Annotated in this window: 14 protein-coding genes; 8 read left to right on the top strand and 6 right to left on the bottom strand. The window is 61.2% G+C overall.

Annotated features, from left to right (window positions below):
* Nucleotides 1-3: 3 nt before the first annotated feature.
* A complete protein-coding gene (locus DXK93_RS08335; RefSeq protein ID WP_119449807.1) occupies nucleotides 4-1800 on the bottom strand; it encodes a Shedu anti-phage system protein SduA domain-containing protein in 1797 nt (598 codons plus the stop codon).
* Between the two features lie 348 nt (nucleotides 1801-2148).
* Between DXK93_RS08335 and DXK93_RS08330 the strand changes: the two genes are divergently transcribed.
* Nucleotides 2149-2901: a DUF6602 domain-containing protein gene (locus DXK93_RS08330; RefSeq protein WP_147400227.1), complete on the top strand. Its 753-nt coding sequence runs from the start codon at nucleotides 2149-2151 to the stop codon at nucleotides 2899-2901.
* Nucleotides 2902-3298: 397 nt separating this feature from the next.
* On the top strand, nucleotides 3299-4666 hold the full coding sequence (locus tag DXK93_RS08325) for a Fic family protein (protein WP_119449805.1): 1368 nt from the start codon (nucleotides 3299-3301) through the stop codon (nucleotides 4664-4666).
* An 88-nt stretch (nucleotides 4667-4754) separates the two neighbouring features.
* Here DXK93_RS08325 and DXK93_RS08320 read toward each other — a convergent pair whose 3' ends face one another.
* Together DXK93_RS08320 and DXK93_RS08315 are read right to left on the bottom strand one after the other, a co-directional pair.
* Nucleotides 4755-5084 (bottom strand): YegP family protein, encoded by a 330-nt coding sequence (locus DXK93_RS08320; RefSeq protein WP_088143618.1) that lies wholly within the window; start codon nucleotides 5082-5084, stop codon nucleotides 4755-4757.
* 160 nt (nucleotides 5085-5244) lie between these two features.
* Nucleotides 5245-6438, bottom strand: a complete 1194-nt coding sequence (locus tag DXK93_RS08315) for an acetylornithine transaminase (RefSeq protein ID WP_119449804.1) — start codon at nucleotides 6436-6438, stop codon at nucleotides 5245-5247.
* 210 nt (nucleotides 6439-6648) lie between these two features.
* Here DXK93_RS08315 and DXK93_RS08310 point away from each other — a divergent pair, with 210 nt between their 5' ends.
* Nucleotides 6649-7614 carry a tripartite tricarboxylate transporter substrate binding protein gene (locus tag DXK93_RS08310; RefSeq protein WP_119449803.1) on the top strand — a complete coding sequence of 322 codons (966 nt, stop codon included), beginning with the start codon at nucleotides 6649-6651 and terminating at the stop codon, nucleotides 7612-7614.
* 87 nt (nucleotides 7615-7701) lie between these two features.
* Here DXK93_RS08310 and DXK93_RS08305 read toward each other — a convergent pair whose 3' ends face one another.
* On the bottom strand, nucleotides 7702-7953 hold the full coding sequence (locus DXK93_RS08305; protein ID WP_054455691.1) for a hypothetical protein: 252 nt from the start codon (nucleotides 7951-7953) through the stop codon (nucleotides 7702-7704).
* A 154-nt stretch (nucleotides 7954-8107) separates the two neighbouring features.
* Here DXK93_RS08305 and DXK93_RS08300 point away from each other — a divergent pair, with 154 nt between their 5' ends.
* The 3 genes from DXK93_RS08300 to DXK93_RS08290 all read left to right on the top strand — a co-directional run bounded on the left by DXK93_RS08300 (nucleotide 8108) and on the right by DXK93_RS08290 (nucleotide 10160).
* Complete coding sequence (locus DXK93_RS08300) at nucleotides 8108-9649, top strand: helix-turn-helix transcriptional regulator (protein ID WP_119449802.1); 1542 nt, start codon at nucleotides 8108-8110, stop codon at nucleotides 9647-9649.
* 140 nt (nucleotides 9650-9789) lie between these two features.
* On the top strand, nucleotides 9790-9975 hold the full coding sequence (locus DXK93_RS08295; RefSeq protein ID WP_013390838.1) for a CsbD family protein: 186 nt from the start codon (nucleotides 9790-9792) through the stop codon (nucleotides 9973-9975).
* A 56-nt stretch (nucleotides 9976-10031) separates the two neighbouring features.
* Entirely contained in the window at nucleotides 10032-10160 is a 129-nt protein-coding gene (locus DXK93_RS08290; protein WP_013390837.1) for an entericidin A/B family lipoprotein, read from the top strand.
* Nucleotides 10161-10236: 76 nt separating this feature from the next.
* Here the strand turns inward: DXK93_RS08290 and DXK93_RS08285 are convergent, their stop codons facing one another.
* Nucleotides 10237-11616 carry a hypothetical protein gene (locus DXK93_RS08285; RefSeq protein WP_119449801.1) on the bottom strand — a complete coding sequence of 460 codons (1380 nt, stop codon included), beginning with the start codon at nucleotides 11614-11616 and terminating at the stop codon, nucleotides 10237-10239.
* Nucleotides 11617-11622: 6 nt separating this feature from the next.
* The gene (locus tag DXK93_RS08280; protein WP_054455697.1) at nucleotides 11623-12762 is read right to left on the bottom strand and encodes a DSD1 family PLP-dependent enzyme; all 1140 of its coding nucleotides are present in this window, start codon (nucleotides 12760-12762) and stop codon (nucleotides 11623-11625) included.
* Nucleotides 12763-13014: 252 nt separating this feature from the next.
* Here DXK93_RS08280 and DXK93_RS08275 point away from each other — a divergent pair, with 252 nt between their 5' ends.
* Complete coding sequence (locus DXK93_RS08275) at nucleotides 13015-13977, top strand: TAXI family TRAP transporter solute-binding subunit (RefSeq protein WP_054455699.1); 963 nt, start codon at nucleotides 13015-13017, stop codon at nucleotides 13975-13977.
* A gap of 222 nt (nucleotides 13978-14199) precedes the next feature.
* Nucleotides 14200-16224, top strand: coding sequence for a TRAP transporter permease (locus DXK93_RS08270; RefSeq protein WP_054455701.1), 2025 nt, complete (start codon nucleotides 14200-14202; stop codon nucleotides 16222-16224).
* The last annotated feature ends 27 nt before the right edge of the window (nucleotides 16225-16251 follow it).

Raw genomic sequence — 16251 nt, 5'->3', positions numbered from 1 at the left:
TTCCTACTCAGCGGATAATCTACCACTGGTCGCATACTCAAGTGAGCTCATCAATCGACCTAAACGCTGTAGCAAATCATCATAGGTAACAATCTTTACCACCCTATTAGAATTAATATTAAAAAGCGTCTCTTTCTGCTGCTCATCTAAGGTATTTGTGCGGCCAACAATTACGACCCCTTCGACAATGTAAGCCCCTTTAAGCCACACGGGCATGTTGGGTGCATTTTGTCGTACAGCACCTATCCAATCCTCTACCTGTTGCATTGCATGAACCACCGAGTATCGAAGGCGATTTTTTTTATTAAAAATTGATACATCATCCCTCTCAAGTTCGACTAGAACAATCCGCTTTTCGGATTGTTCATAACAGAATACTAAATCGGCTCGATAGGCCCCGATCGTAACCTCACTATATACCTTAGCATGGTGCCCATCCAGAATTATTGGATACCTCTTCATGAACGAATGAAGGTCTGCCTCACGCTTATGACGCTTCTTCAACAAGTAACCTAGACGTACATAGATCTTCGCGAGTTCATCATCCACACTTGGCTTTGCAGGCGCTAGTGACGCAAGCCTATGTCCAAGCTCTACCATCGGATCGTCACTTCGCGGGAATACACGACCTCCAGCTCGCGTAACCAAGATCGGAGGAATCAGTTCCGCCCCCCCTCGTTGAATCACTTGAACGTTACGCTCGTCGAAAGATCCCAATATCACTGCTGGAACCTTCTTAAATAATAGAGCTTTATATGTCAAATACGCCGAATAATCATCGTCTGTAATTAAACGGCCATCTTTCTCATACAAGAGTAACGCAGTCACCGCCTCGCCACTATCAATATGAAAATTTTGAAGCCGCTTCAATTCCGTCAAAGGGTAGGACAAGGCATGCTGGAAGTCACCTGGAATTATTAAATCTATCGGCACAATCGCACGAGTGCAAGGAACTTTTCCTGCATAGGCACGCGCACAAAGATCAACCAAATAGCGATTCTCCTTTGGCGGCGCCAACGTACTGACATCGGCATTCTGGATATCTTTTATTGGAAAATTTCTAAAGCGATAGCTATGAACACCGGCCATGCAGCGCAGCATGAATTCCAATAAAGGGATTTGACGAAAATTTTCCTTAGAAAAATGTAACCACTCACCAGAAACTAGCAACGACGCAAATGGCTCCGGACTATGACGTGCTGCTCGAAACTCGGCCCGATACACGTTTGATATCCCAAATTTCGGCGAGAACATGGTAACCACGTAAACTAAGCCGCCGCCTTTTAAGTCATCCTTTTCTATAAGAATTCCGTAAGAGAGATCATCCCAGAGTACCGAACAAAAGCTGAACCGCCGTAGCGGTTGTCTCTCCATCAGCTCAATCATATTCAGAGCCTCGCCGATGGCCGGAAGATCCTCCTCTTGCAGAACCAGATCCTCGCGAACCGAAAGTACCCCACCTAGAGTTTTTGCCAAAGTCGGGTTTTCGCGAAGAGTATCCATATACCCTCGCCTCACATCTGAAATATTTATTTCTTCATTTTTAGCCAACTGCTTTCGAATCAGGCCACCTATGCTATTCAGCATCGGCATTGCCGCATTGGGTGAAAATTTATTCATAGCGATATTTTCTTTTTGCAGACCCCGAAACCTCAGTATAAACCTACACGCTTGGCAGAACATAATTGGCGAAATCGCAGCCTGATACCTTTTATTCTCGTGCCGAAGCATCGCACCAATGGCGTCAACGACACATTTCACCAGAACTCGCCTGGCATCTTCTAGACGGATGATCACCATTCCAGGTAAGTTTGTTGCTCGGCAGGAAATACGGCTCCCTACAGACACAGAATCGAGTGCTTTGCACGGTGTCCAGGATGTAATCGGTGCCACCCGCTTCCAAATAATAATGTCAGACTACAACTTTGCCGCTATATGCAGAGAAATTTTAGTCTGACACCATTATTATTTGCCTAATTGAAAATGATGGCCAGCAGAGACCAATATCAGCGTTTAACTTGGCGCTGGTCGGTCCGGTTTTGGGACACCCATCGCATAGCATCCAAAAACGAACGGTTTAGGAAAGGACATAGCAACGAAGCATGGGTATCATCTGTCGTCGAACATCCGATGGAGCAGAGATATTTAATGAATTGGGAAAAACTTTTCGCTGCATCAGCAAAAAAATTGACTGCGGCGCTTGAGGAGGCCCGCGCCGCACTCCAGCATCGCGGCTTGAAAGGGAGCGTCAACGAACGGGCCTTAGCGGACTGGATCAAGCCCCTGCTTCCCGGGGCGGTGGATGTGTGTACCGGCGAGATTATCGACAGCGATGGTGGCCGTTCGAAACAAGTCGATGTATTGCTCTATGACGCAGCCACGACACCTCGCTTTCTTTCGCGCGGCGACATCAATGTACTGCCGGTGGAAGCCGTATATGCCGTCGTGGAGATCAAGACGTATCTCAACAAAGGCGAAATTGAGGCGGCCTTCGAAAACATGAAGGCGGTGAAGGCCCTGAAAAAGCGCGCCTATCACCAGGGCAGGGCGACAACCGCGAAATCTCTGTATGGCCATCATACCGACTATTGGCCCTTGCAGTTTTTCCTGTTTGCATACGAATCCGACAGCCTGAACACTGTCCTCGAACATGTTAAACGGCTCAATGATAGGCAGCCTATCGATCAACGAATCGACATGGTTTGCGTCGTGAACAAGGGGTTAATCGTGAATCTAGCACCCGATGGGCTAGAGCCAATCCCGATGCCCAATACTCAACTGATTGCCAAGGAAAGCTCAAAGGCGCTGCTCACCTTCTACGCGCTGCTTGCTCATCTCATGGGACAGGTAACCAGCGAGCCGATCGCAATGCACTATTATCTCGCTCATATCAGCCATTAGCCTTCTGGTCGGAGCTTGCACCAAGATCAACGAAATAATGGTGTCAGACTAAAATTTTCCGCCGGCTCGCTGAATGCTTGGCGTATCGGCGGAGCGATGCGCGCATAGCACTCGCTTGCCCGCATCCGACGTGCTCCGCCCCGGCTACAGCCGTTGGGACGCCGTGGTGGCGTATCGGACCATCCTCACCTCGGATAACAACCACTTCGGAATGCCGCAATCATCTCTGTTGACTGCGAAATACTCGGTTTGGCGTTGATGCGTGAGCGACGAAATCGTGGCAATCGATTTCCTCGGACGGACGCATTGGGAATCAGCTCAAAATCAGACCAAATCAGCTCATTTCTTGAGCTGATTACTGCTAAATTGAGCTGATTCAACATCTTCGGCTCTTACCATGACCGTCCGCGAAGACATTCTTCAGTTTCTGCGCGCCCAGCGGCGCGAGAACCTGCCCTGGGTGAGTTCCAGCGAACTGGCCTACCGAACCGGCGTCAGTTGGTCCACGGTGAAGCGTCAATTGGAAAACCTGCGCAAAGCCGGCGCGATACTGCGCGAGGGGCGGGGCCGGGCAACCCGTTACCGGATTGCGGACGAAACACCCGCATCGACGCTCCCAATGACCATTGCCACGCAGCTGGCGGAGCCGGCGTCCGAGGCCGTCGGGATGACCTGGTCTGAGCGTGGTCAAGCCCTGCTGGCCCGGCTTCGGCAGCCGTTGTCGGCGCGTGCACCTGTGGGATACGAACGCGCCTTCGTGGAAAGCTATGTGCCGAACCAGAACTCCCTGTTGCCGCCTTCGCTAGCTCAAGACTTGGCCGACGAGGGCCGTATGCCAGGTCAGTCGCCAGCCGGCACTTACGCGCGCCGGGTATTGGAACCGCTACTGCTCGACCTGTCCTGGTCCTCCTCTCGACTGGAAGGCAACCAGTATTCCTTGTTGGCCACGCAGGAACTCTTCAAGCACGGAATGGCCGGGGAAGATCTGGATGCAGTGATGCTGCTCAACCATAAGAGGGCCATCGAGTTCCTGGTCGATGCGGTGCCCGCACATGGCCTGACGTCCGCCGTGATCGGCAACCTTCACGCGATCCTGCTGGAGGAACTATTGGCCAATACCAACGGCCTGGGCTGCATCCGCCAGATCGTGGTCAACATCGGGGACACGACTTACGTGCCGCTCCAGGCGCCCTTGTTGCTGCAGGAAACGTTCGACCAGATTGTGGAGAAAGCGCGGCTAATCAAGAACCCAGTGGAAGCGGCATTCTTTCTGTGGGTGAACCTGGCCTATCTTCAGCCGTTCGAAGACGGCAACAAGCGCACCAGCCGTTTGTCGGCCAACATTCCGCTGATGCTTTACAACTGCGCGCCGCTGTCCTTCCTGGATGTCGAGGTGCATGACTACGTCTACGCCATGTTGGGAGTCTATGAATACGGCGACGTGACGCTGGCGACGGAGTTGTTCGCCTGGGCCTATCGGCGCTCGATCCGCAAGTACGCCGTGCATCTCAACGCTGCGGGCGTGCCGGATCCGGTGCGATTCCGATTTCGGGAAAAGCTGAACGAGGCGATTGGCCGGGTACTACGTGAGCAACAAACGGCCGATGCCGCAACGGCAGCGCTGGGCCTATCCGAAGACGATGTTCAGCTATTCCGCCCGATACTGGCGCAGGAACTGCGCATACTGGACGTGTACAACTGCGCTCGCTATCGCTTGTCGATGGACCTAGTTCAACAATGGGTCGAGGCTGGGCGGCCGCACTGAAGTGAACCAGCGGAACAAGAGCCGCAAACATTGCGGCTCTCTAGTCCCGACACCGATAGATGTGAATCAGGGCTTACACCCCAACCACTCAGGTATTGTCTTTCACCACAGTGCTTGGCCCATTTGTCTTCACAGACGCAATCCCGGCATCCCGAGCCGCGGCGCTCGAATACATTTCACTGCGTCCAATGGACTGCCCATTCGCCGCGCTCAATGAGAAATAGGGCGAACCGTTGGTGGCCGTCTTGCGCTGATAGCGTTCATCGATCGGCGAATTCTGCCGAACGGATGCAATGCCATCCTGAGCGCTAGCCTTGGTGGTGTACCGCTCACTCGTCAGAATGACTTCATGATTTCCGGCTTTCAGATTGAACATGTACTGATCGCCGCTGCGCTTCAACTCGTAGTAACCGCTCATGGAAACCTCCAATATCTGGCTAGTTCAACAATGGGTCGATACTGCGATGCACACACATGAATGCCGGTTGATGATAGTCCATGCCTTGCGTTCAGGACATGCCAAAGAAAAGGGCCGCTAATCGCGGCCCTTATCGTCACTGCTTAACGAATCGATTCGATTACGCCTTGCGCACCTGCGCAATCAACCCATCCAACTGCGCCAGCATCGTATCGATTTCCTCAGCCGTCACATTCAACGCCGGCATAAACCGCAGCAGATTCCCACGCGGAGCATTCAGCAGCAAGCCGTTGGGCGTCAGATTGCGCGCGGCTTCGACAATGGCGGGGCCGTCGTCGCGGTCCATGACCAGTGCACGCAGCAGACCCATCCCACGCTCGCCCTTCATGCCCCACTTAGCCGACAGAGCCAGCAGGCCTTCGGACAGCTGCTTGGCGCGAGCATTGACCGATTCCATGAACCCCGGCGCAGCCAGCGCATCAAACACAGCAACGCCAACAGCAGCCATTAGCGGATTGCCGTTGTAGGTACCACCCTGGTCACCATGCGAGAACACGCACACTTCCTGACGAGCCAACAGCGCAGCCAGCGGCACGCCGCCGCCAATGCCCTTGGCCAGCGTCATGATGTCCGGCACGACATCCGATTGCTGGTAAGCGAACATGGTGCCCGTACGCCCCATGCCCGTCTGCACTTCATCAACGATGAACAAGATCTTGTGCTCGTCGGCCAGCTTGCGCAGGCCTTGCATGAATTCCTTGGTGGCGGGGATGACGCCGGCTTCGCCTTGCACGGGTTCGAGCATGATGGCGACGGTCTGGTCGTCGATCAGCTTGCGCACGGATTCCAGGTCGTTGATTTCGGCCTTGGGGAAGCCTTCGACCTGCGGGGCGAACATCTTGTCCCAGCCCGGCTTGCCGGACGCGGACATGGTGGCCAGCGTGCGGCCGTGGAAGCCGTGGTTCATGGTGATGATCTTGTAGGCGCCGTTCTTGTTGACCTGGCCCCATTTGCGCGCCAGCTTGATGGCGCCTTCGTTGGCTTCGCCGCCGCTGTTGGCGAAGAAGACGCGGTCGAAGACCGAGGCGCCGGTCAGGCGCTCGGCCAGCTCGATGGAGGGCAGGTTGTAGAACGCCGGCGAGGGGTTCATCAGCAGCTTGGACTGGTCCAGCAGGGCTTTCTGCATTTCCGGCGCGCAGTGGCCCAGGGTGTTGACGGCCCAGCCCTGGACGAAGTCCAGGTATCGCTTGCCCGCGTGATCCTCCAGCCAGGATCCCTGGCCGCGCACGAACACGAGGTCCGGGCGGGAGGTGATCTCCATGAGGGCGTTGGTCTTGAACTGGCTGAATTCCATGGCGGTTCCTGCGGAATGAGAGAACAGGGATTAAAAGTGATTGGACGATGCCAATAGGCGAATTTAGCACCGACGGGGGGATGCTATTGTGACGTACCCCCAGCCGATCCGCCCCGGGCCGCCTCAAAAGGGCAGACAACGCGGGCGCTCTATTTTATGCAACAGGCGCGACCCCGCGCGCAGCCCTTTGTCGCTTTTTACTGACCAATCATGAAACGTATTCTTTCCAGTCTTGCCGCCGGCCTGGCGCTGGCGACGGCCGCGGCGACCGCGCATGCCGATTATCCCGAGCGCCCCATCCGCCTGATCGTGCCGTTCCCGCCCGGGCAGGCGACCGACATCTTTGCGCGCGCGCTGGCCGAAAAACTGGGCGCGGCCGTGAAGCAGCCCATCGTGGTGGAGAACCGCGCGGGCGCGGGCAGCAATATCGGGATGGAACAGGCGGCGCGCGCGACGCCGGACGGCTACACGCTGGTGATCGCGGGCTCTGCCGCGGCGGTGAACCAGACGCTGTACAAGACCATCAATTACAGCCTGACCAAGGACTTCGCGCCGGTGTCGGGGGTGTTCTCGGTGCCGCTCATGTTCCTGGCGACGCCGGCTTCGGGCATTACCTCGCTCAAGCAGTTGGTGACGCAGGCGCGCGCGAATCCGGGTGAGCTGGCCTATGCCAGCGCGGGCATCGGCGGCACGCAGCACTTGTCGGCCGAGATGTTCAAGGCGGCGGCGAACATCGACATCCGCCACATTCCGTACAAGGGCAGCGGCCCGGCGCAGGCGGATTTCCTGGGGCATCAGGTGCCGTTGATGGTGGACTCGGTGACTGCCGGCCTGCCGCACGTGCAGAGCAAGAAGGCGGTGGCGCTGGCAGTGACGACGGCCAAGCGGCTGCCGCAGTTGCCGGACGTGCCGACCGTGGCGGAATCGGGTTATCCGGGTTTCGAGGCCATCGGCTGGGCGGCGGTGCTGGCGCCGCGCGATACGCCCGCCGAGGTGACGGGCTATCTGAGCAAGCAGATCGGCCAGGTGCTGAATTCGCCGGACATGCAGAAGTTCTTCCGCGACCGCGGTGCAGAGCCGATGCCACTGACGCCTGACGCGACCGGCACTTTCATTGCCGGCGAAGTGAAGAAGTGGGGCGAGGCGGTGAAGCAGTCGGGCGCTCAGGTCGACTGACGGACGCGCAAGACGTCATGCCCCCAGCAAACCGCCCCGCATCGCCGGGGCGGTTTGCATGAGGGGCTGAGGTAAAGCTATGGCGGCTTAGGCCGGATCACCCGGCTGGCCCGGCCGTCCGGGCTCGCCAGGCTGCCTGGGCTTTTCTGCGGGCTGTCCGGGGTTGCCGGGCACTTCCGGCGGCATGCGGCCCGGATCAGTATCATCGGGGCCGGGCTGGCCCGGCACCTGGCCGGGAGCCTGCTTTTCGGGCGCATCGCCCGGCTCCTGTCCGGGACGCTGGGACGGATCGATGCCGGTCTGGTTGGCGGGATCGCCGGGCTTCTGGTTCGTGTTCATGGATGTCTCCTGAAGATTCACGTGTAGCGCTCACGCGCAGCGGCACGCGTATCGTGCAAGTCCACGATAGAAGCCAGGTTCGCGCTCGCCCAGATCACGCAGGACGACTTTATCTAGTACTTTCTTCTTATCTCTTGCTCAACCAGGAGCCGGAATGAAGAAGACTGCCACGGCGTTCACCACGGAGCGCCGCCATCTGCTGGAAATCATCGACGGCCTGATCGAAGGCATCATCCTGCTGGACCAGGACCGGCGCATCGTCTGGGCCAACGACACTGCGTTGGCCATGCATGGGGTGACGGATCTGGCCGCGCTGGGCGGCACCGCTGCCGGCTACCGCAAGGCGTTTTCGCTGCGCTACCGCAATCACCGCGCGCTGCGCGCGGCGCAGTATCCGCTGGACCGCGCGCTGGCGGGCGAGACCTACAAGGACGTGGTGGTGGAAGTGACCAGCCGCCGCGATCCGGACTTCAGCCGCATGCATCAGGTACGAAATCTGGAGCTGCGCGATGCGCAGGGCGCTGCCGAAGGCATGGTGCTGGTGCTGCTGGACGTGACCGAACGCTATAGCGCGGAAGAGCGTTTCGAACGCACCTTCAACGCCAACCCCGCGCCGGCCGTGATCTGCTCGCTGGCGGATCTGCGGCACATCAAGGTCAATGACGGTTTTCTGGCGATGACGGGCTACACGCGCGAACAGGTGCTGGGCAAGACGCTGCGCCAGCTGGACGTGCTGGGCGATACGCCGCAACGCGAGGATGCGCTGCACCGGCTGGCGGAAGGCACGACCATTCCGCAGACGGAAACCATCATCGCGGTGCAGGGCGGCGGCAGCAAGCTGGTGATCGTGGCGGGTCAGCCCATCGAAGTCACGGAGCAGCCCTGCATGCTGTTCACCTTCAACGACCTGGAGCCGCGCCGCAAGGCCGAGACGGCGCTGCGGGATAGCGAACAGCGATTTGCCACGGCGTTCCGGCTGGCGCCCGTGCCCATGACGCTGAGCACAACGGAAGGCAAGCTGCTGGAGGTCAACGATGCCTTCGTTGCGACCACCGGCTACGACGCCAGGACCTTGGCGCGCGACGAGGATGCGCTGGCGCAACTATGGACGGACCCGCAGGCCTATGACCGCGCCATGGCCTCGCTTGAGCAGGGCGCCAGCGTGCGCAGCCAGGAAATGGCGCTGCGCACGCGCGACGGCGCATTGCTGGACTGCCTAGTGTCGGCCGCGCCGGTGTCCATCCAGGACCAGCCCTGCGTGCTGGCCGCGATCCAGGACATCACCGAGCGCAAGCGCAACGAGGTCGAGCTGATGGAGGCGATCGAGACGGTGATGCAGGACACCTCGTGGTTCAGCCGCACCGTCATCGAGAAACTGGCGCAGATCCGCACGCCCCAGGGCGCGCCGCAGGGGCAAGGCGAACTGGCCGACCTGACGCCGCGCGAACGCGAGATCCTGGGCCTGATGTGCCAGGGCCACACGGACCCGGAGATTGCGGCCAGCCTGCATCTATCGCGCAACACGGTGCGCAATCATGTGGCGGCGCTGTACAGCAAGCTGGACGTGCACCGGCGCAGCGCCGCCATCATCTGGGCGCGGCAGCGCGGCATCGTGGGATATGAAAAGCCGGCGCGCAAGCAGGCACAGAAGCCGCCTGGCAAGCAGGCTCAAAAACGGGTCCACAAGATTCGGTAGAAAAGTACCAGTCGATCTGATGCGCGCGCTTCTTACGCGCGTGCCATGCGCTTCCTATAGTGGGTTCGTCCGCAGCCGGAGCCAGGCTTCGCAGGCCTCTCCAGCGCGGTTTCACGCAACCTGGAATTAGGAGCGACAACATGGATAACGACCGCATAAAGGGCGCAGCCAAGGAAGTCAAAGGCTCGATCAAGGAAACGGCAGGCAAGCTGACCGGCAACCGCGAGACCGAAGCCGAAGGGAAAGCGGAGAAAACCGTGGGCAAGGTGCAGCGCAACGTGGGCGAAGCCAAGGATCAGGCACGGGACTTGCTGAACAAGAAATAGCGCGGCTGCCTGTCGGCATGACCCGCTACGCCCATGAACGCCGAAAGGAGAAAAAAATGACGCATCGAATCTGGCTTGCGCTGCTGCTGGCAATCACCGCCATCACGGCCGGTTGCAACACGATGGAAGGCGCCGGCAAGGACATCGAACGTGGCGGGGAGAAGATCCAGCAGAAAGCCCAGTAAGTCCTGAACCGGTAGCCTGCCTGGACGGCTGGCGCGCTGAAGGCGCGCCGGCCTTTTTGCGCTTACGCGTTGCGTCCTATGGCGCTTTTGCGTCCAGGCGGCCCAGCAGGGCGTCGAAACGGCCTAGCCGCGCGTAGCGCGTCTGACCGCCCGCCACGACCTCGCCGCCTGGCAGGCCGATCCATTGTTGTATCCCGCTATCCAGGTCCAGCGCGCCATGGCGGATTCGAAGCAACTGGCCCGACGCCGGATGCCAGAGCTGGCCCAGGTCCATGCTTCGATGCGGCGCATGCCAGTGGCCCAGCAATAGCCAGCCGCCCTGCAGCGCTTGCAGCGTCATGCCGCCGGCAGGCAAATGCCCCACTTCGTGTTGATGAACGGCGCCGGCATCCAGGCCTGCATGGCAAAGCATGTCATCCTCCAGCCACGCAATGGCACTGTCGCCCAAGGCCACGGGATGCGAGATGTCGCCCGACAATGGCACGGCATAAGAGAGCGGCAAGGGATGCAGCCGCCCTTCGCGAAACTCCAGCAGTTGGCCGCGGCACAGCACGCAGGTACGGCCGTCGGGCGTAAGAATGACGGCGGACCTGTCACTGACGGGACGGCGTTGCGCGGGCGCCGTGTGCAGCAGCGTCGGCTCCGCGGCAGAGTCCCCTTCCTGGCGCCCGTAGGCGGGATAAAGAAAGACCATGCCACGGTCCACCAGCAGCAGATCATCGCCCGCAAACCCCAGGCTGAATTCCGGCGTCCGGCGTTGCACTTGCGCGGCGCGCGGCGGCAGGGGCATGCCGGGCCGGTTTGAAGAAGGCAGCTCGACCTGGCCGGAATGCAGCAGACGCGCATAAGGCGTGCTGGACAGTCCGTCCGGCCCCTGTTCGATCCAGGCATGTACCCCGCTGAGGCTTACGCAGGAAGCGAGCAGCCCGCGCCGCGCCGGAAACTTGCCAGCGATCGCGCGCAATGCCGGCCATGCACGCAGGTCGGTGAGCATCGAGCCTTCCCAGTCCTCCATTGCGGCGCAGGCCCATCCCGGAGCCACCGCTACGGCGTAGGGAATGTCCAGATAGTCCTCGGGGCCGCACAACGGACCCGAAGCCGGCTTGGGCAGGGCCGCCTGGGCGCCAGCCGCGGCCCCTTCCTGGCGATGTGCAACGGCCTCCCAACCCCGCGCCTGTATGTGCGTCTTGAGATTGTTTGCCTCGGCCTGCGGCACGATCAGCAGACGAATCGCGTCATCCTCTTCGCGCTGCTCGATGAGCGCCAGCCCCAACGCCTCCAGTTCCTGGCCCAGCGCCGGCAGGAAGTCGTCGGCCCGGTCGTCGCTCATGACGGACCGAAGCAGGTCCAGGCGCGCGGATGCAAGCGCCGGGTGGCGGGTCGAATAGATTTGCCTGAGCGTGTCCAGCACGTCGGACAGGGGAATCTTCCAATCGAAGGAGACCGGCTGCTGCATCGCGATTCAGCGCGAGAAACCGCGCGCGGAGATTTCCCAGATGTCCTGCACCACGCCATCCTTGAATACCACCAGGCCGTCGTGCAGGTTGAAGGTCGGGTCCACGTGCGCGGGCACCAGGCGCAGCACGCTGCCCAGCGCGGGCGCCGTGGCGCCGGGTTCGACGCGCACCACGCTGTGCTCGTCGTTGATGGCGGTGCAGGTCAGGCCGGATTCGCCATAGACGGCGGGCGGGCCGCATTCGGCGGAGGCCGATTTGAGGCCGGCGTCCAGCACCACGCGGTCAGGCGTGGGCGTGCTCATCACGGTGGACAGCAGGAACAGGCTGTTCTGGAAATTGAGCGGGCCACCCCATTCGTTGGCGCCGTAGTCGCCGTCCATGAAGGCATAGGAGCCGGCCTGCAGTTCTGTATAGACGCCGCTGGCGGCGTCGAACTCCGCGCTGCCGGTGCCGCCGCCGGTGATGGTGTCGCAGGCGATGCCGCTTTCGCGCAGCAGCTGCGCGTAGGACGCGGCGATGCGCGCGGCCTGGCGGGAGACGGTGGCGCGTTCTTCGCGGGTGCGGTAGTGCTGCACCGACCCGTGATAGGCCTGCAGGCCCGCGAAATTCAGGCCTGGCAGCGCGCGCGCCTGCTGCGCCAGCGCCAATACGGTGGCGTCGTCGGATACGCCGCAGCGGCCCTGGCCCACGTCCACTTCCACCAGCACGTCGATCTGGGCGCCGGCCTGCACCATGGCGGCGGACAGCTGCGCCAGGTTCTGGGCGTTGTCGACGCAGACGCTGATCTTGGCCGCGCGCGCCAGCTGGCCCAGCAACGCCATCTTGGCCGGGCCGACGACTTCGTTGCTGATGTGGACGTCGCGGATGCCGGCGGCCACGAAGGGCAGGGCTTCGCTGACCTTCTGGCAGCAGATGCCGCGCGCGCCCAATGCCACCTGCCGCAGCGCGATCTGCGGGCATTTGTGGGCCTTGGCGTGCGGCCGCAGGGCGACTTCGTGGCGGTCGGCCCAGGCCTGCATGGCGCGCAGGTTGGCTTCGAAGGCGGTCAGGTCCAGCGCCAGGCTGGGGGTATCGACGCGGGCGAGGGGATCGCCCGGCTGGGCGGCGGGGGGCAGCGCAATGCCGCGTATGACTTCCTGGGACATCTTGGAAACTCCGTTATCAGCACTGCTGGGATGTAAGCGCACACCATAACCAAAGCGGGACCGCCCATAACCTTGGGCGATGCGACCCCCTGGAAAACCATAGCCCTGTAATCATTGGCTACAGGGGACGGGCATGACAGAATTTCATCATAAAGAAAGCCCCCGAGGGGAGGCAGATTTTGCCGGGGGAATTCGCCCATCGGCAGAAATCACATTACTGATACCCGTCAGCAAGAATTCGGAGAAGCTCGCATGAAACTCAAGACCTGGATCACCGCCCTGACCATCGCGGCCGCCGCCGTCGGCGCCGCCGGCACCGCGCAAGCGCAACAATTCTTCCGCATCGGCACGGGTGGCACGGCCGGCACCTACTACCCCATCGGCGGCATCATCGCCAACGCGGTGTCCCAACCCGGCAAGCTGGTCGCCACGGCGGTCGCCTCCAACGGGTCGGTGGCCAACATCAATGGCATTCTGGGCGGTTCCTTCGAAGCGGGCTTCACGCAGTCCGACGTCGCTTTCTGGGCCTATAGCGGCACCGGCACCTTCGAAGGCAAGCCCAAGGCGCAAGACCTGCGCCTGATCGCCACGCTGTACCCGGAAAGCATCCACCTGGTGGCCCGCAAGGGCGCAGGCATCAAGAGCGTGGCCGACCTGAAGGGCAAGCGCGTGTCGATGGATGAGCCGGGTTCCGGCACCCTGGTGGACGTGCGTCTGATCCTGGGCGCCTACGGCATGACCGACAAGGACATCAAGGCCGAATACCTGAAGCCCAACCAAGCCGGCGACAAGCTCAAGGATGGCGGGCTGGATGCCTTCTTCTTCGTGGGCGGCGCCCCCGCAGGCGCCATCGCGGAACTGGCGTCCAGCGGCGCCGGCATCGAGATCGTGCCCTTGGTTGGCCCGGAGATCGACGCGCTGCGCGCCAAGCAGGAATTCTTCACGCCGGACACCATCGCCGCCAACACCTACCAGAACGTGGGTGAAGTGAAGACCATTTCGGTCAACGCCCAGATGGTCACCTCGGCCAAGCTGCCGGAGCAGGTGGTGTACGACGTCACCAAGGCGCTGTACAGCGACGCCACCCGCAAGACCCTGGACAACGGCCACGCCAAGGGCAAGCTCATCACCCGCGACAACGCGGTCAAGGGCGCCGGCATTCCGTTCCACCCGGGCGCTGAAAAGTTCTACAAGGAAATCGGGCTGCTGAAGTAGGCCCCACCGAGCGCCTTCGGCGCTTCCCCCAGGGGCGCCGCAGTGGACCGGCGGAGCCGGATCCACGCGGCCCCGATCGGTGGCGATGGGGTCATGCGGCTAGCGTGCCGCGCGACCGGGGAGCGAAGGGATAGAAGTGCATGTCCGCGGCGCAACGCGCCGCGCTTGAGTAGGGCCGCCACGAGCGGCCCTGCTTGCTGAATCACCCAGAGAATTACTGCGATGGAAATTGATCACGAAAAAACCCAGCAGCTGGCGGAGAAGTACGATTCGGAAATCCGCTTCCGGCCGCTGGACAAGACGGCGACCTGGATCGTCTCCGGCCTGCTGGTAACGCTCTCCATCTTCCACTACTACACGGCCGGCTTCGGCCTGCTGCGCGAAGCCACGCACCGCGGGGTGCATCTGGCTTTCGTGCTCAGCCTGATCTTCCTGGTGTTCGGCTTTTCCAAGTCGCACTACACGCGCGAGCCCAAGTCCACCTGGTACGCGCCCGGCGGCATTCCGCTGTACGACTGGATCATCGCGATCGCACTGGCCCTGTCGGTGCTGTACATCCCCTATATCTTCGAGGACCTGGCCTTCCGCGTGGGCAATCCGCTGCCCATAGACGTGTTCATGGGCTCGATCCTGCTGATCGGCCTGTTGGAAGCCACGCGGCGCGCCATGGGCTGGCCGCTGCCCATCATCGCGCTGGTGTTCATGGCCTACGCCATGTTCGGTCCGTATTTCCCCGGACTGCTGCAACACGCGGGCAACACCTGGCCCCAGATCGTCAACCACATGTACCTGACCAGCCAGGGCGTGTACGGCGTGGCGGTGGGCGTGGTGGCGACCTACGTGTTCCACTTCGTGCTGTTCGGCGTGCTGGCCACCCGTATCGGCCTGGGCCAGCTGTTCCTGGACGTCGCTTCCACCATCGCCGGCCGCTATGCCGGCGGGCCGGCCAAGGTGTCGGTGTTCGGCTCGGCCATGTTCGGCATGCTGTCGGGTTCCTCGGTCGCCAATGCGGTGACGGTGGGTTCGCTGACCATCCCGGCCATGATCCGCATCGGCTACCCGCGGCACTTCGCGGCCGGAGTGGAAGCCGCCAGCAGCACGGGCGGGCAGATCACGCCGCCCATCATGGGCGCGGCGGCCTTCCTGATGATCGAATTCCTGGGCATTCCGTACCAGCAGATCGCGATCGCGGGCATTTTCCCGGCCTTCCTGTATTTCTTCGGCATGTTCATGCAGGTGCACTTCGAGGCCAAGCGCGAAGGGCTGCGCGGGCTGACCGAAGCGGAAATGCCCAAGCTCAAGCAGTCGTTCAAGATGCGCTGGCCCACCCTGATCCCGCTGATCCTGCTGATCGGCGTGCTGGCCAGCGGCCGCACGCCTTACCTGGCGGCGTTCGCGGGCATTACCGGCTGCATCATTGTGGGCCTGCTGAATCCATTCCAGCGGCTGCGCCTGCGCGACCTGTACGAAGCCTTCGAGACCGGCGCCAAGTACGCGCTTGCAGTGGGCGCCGCGGCGGGTACCGTGGGTATCGTGATCGGCGTGGTCACGCTGACAGGCGTGGGCTTCAAGATCTCGTACATCGTCATCTCGGCGGCCCAGGCGATCGCCGGCGGCGCGGCAACGGTCATCCCCGATGCCATCGCCAATACCCAGACGCTCACGCTGATCGCGGCGCTCATCATGACCGGCCTGGTTTGCATCCTGATGGGCTGCGGCATCCCCACCACGGCGAACTACCTGATCATGGTGGCGGTGGCCGCCCCCACGCTGGTGCAGCTGGGCGTGCAGCCCATCGCGGCGCACTTCTTCGTGTTCTATTTCGGCATCCTGGCGGACATTACACCGCCCGTGGCGCTGGCGGCCTATGCGGCGGCGGGCATGGCGGGCAGCGATCCATTCAAGACCGGCAACACCGCCTTCAGGCTGGGCATCACCAAGCTCATCGTGCCCTTCGTGTTCGTGTTCTCGCCGTCGCTGCTGATCTCGGTGCAAGGCTTCACCTGGTATGACTTCTTCGTGACGCTGTTCGGCTGCATGGTCGGCCTGGTACTGCTGTCGGCGGCGTTCTCGCGTTACATGCTGGTGGGCATGAAGAGCTGGGAGCGCTGGCTGTGCACCATCGGCGCCTTGCTGACCATCCTGCCGGGCCTGACCAGCGGCCTGATCGGGCTGGCAATCTGCATCCCGGTGTTCATGCGCCAGATCGCTCAGCTCAAGCTGGAAAACGCGCCCAAAGCGGCCTGATCAGCCACCCGAAAACAAAAAGGGGCG

Source organism: Achromobacter sp. K91 (genome assembly GCF_003576205.1).
In the GTDB taxonomy this organism is placed as follows: domain Bacteria; phylum Pseudomonadota; class Gammaproteobacteria; order Burkholderiales; family Burkholderiaceae_B; genus Achromobacter; species Achromobacter aegrifaciens.
The sequence above is the reverse complement of the archived record's forward strand: the minus strand, read 5'-3'. Positions and strand labels throughout refer to the sequence as shown.

Coding starts and splice junctions, on each gene's coding strand:
- DXK93_RS08330 (WP_147400227.1), top strand. CDS start 2,149: ATGAATTGGGAAAAACTTTTCGCTGCATCAGCAAAAAAATTGACTGCG.
- DXK93_RS08325 (WP_119449805.1), top strand. CDS start 3,299: ATGACCGTCCGCGAAGACATTCTTCAGTTTCTGCGCGCCCAGCGGCGC.
- DXK93_RS08320 (WP_088143618.1), bottom strand. CDS start 5,084: ATGAGCGGTTACTACGAGTTGAAGCGCAGCGGCGATCAGTACATGTTC.
- DXK93_RS08290 (WP_013390837.1), top strand. CDS start 10,032: ATGACGCATCGAATCTGGCTTGCGCTGCTGCTGGCAATCACCGCCATC.
- DXK93_RS08300 (WP_119449802.1), top strand. CDS start 8,108: ATGAAGAAGACTGCCACGGCGTTCACCACGGAGCGCCGCCATCTGCTG.
- DXK93_RS08270 (WP_054455701.1), top strand. CDS start 14,200: ATGGAAATTGATCACGAAAAAACCCAGCAGCTGGCGGAGAAGTACGAT.
- DXK93_RS08275 (WP_054455699.1), top strand. CDS start 13,015: ATGAAACTCAAGACCTGGATCACCGCCCTGACCATCGCGGCCGCCGCC.
- DXK93_RS08305 (WP_054455691.1), bottom strand. CDS start 7,953: ATGAACACGAACCAGAAGCCCGGCGATCCCGCCAACCAGACCGGCATC.
- DXK93_RS08285 (WP_119449801.1), bottom strand. CDS start 11,616: ATGCAGCAGCCGGTCTCCTTCGATTGGAAGATTCCCCTGTCCGACGTG.
- DXK93_RS08335 (WP_119449807.1), bottom strand. CDS start 1,800: ATGGTGATCATCCGTCTAGAAGATGCCAGGCGAGTTCTGGTGAAATGT.
- DXK93_RS08310 (WP_119449803.1), top strand. CDS start 6,649: ATGAAACGTATTCTTTCCAGTCTTGCCGCCGGCCTGGCGCTGGCGACG.
- DXK93_RS08280 (WP_054455697.1), bottom strand. CDS start 12,762: ATGTCCCAGGAAGTCATACGCGGCATTGCGCTGCCCCCCGCCGCCCAG.
- DXK93_RS08295 (WP_013390838.1), top strand. CDS start 9,790: ATGGATAACGACCGCATAAAGGGCGCAGCCAAGGAAGTCAAAGGCTCG.
- DXK93_RS08315 (WP_119449804.1), bottom strand. CDS start 6,438: ATGGAATTCAGCCAGTTCAAGACCAACGCCCTCATGGAGATCACCTCC.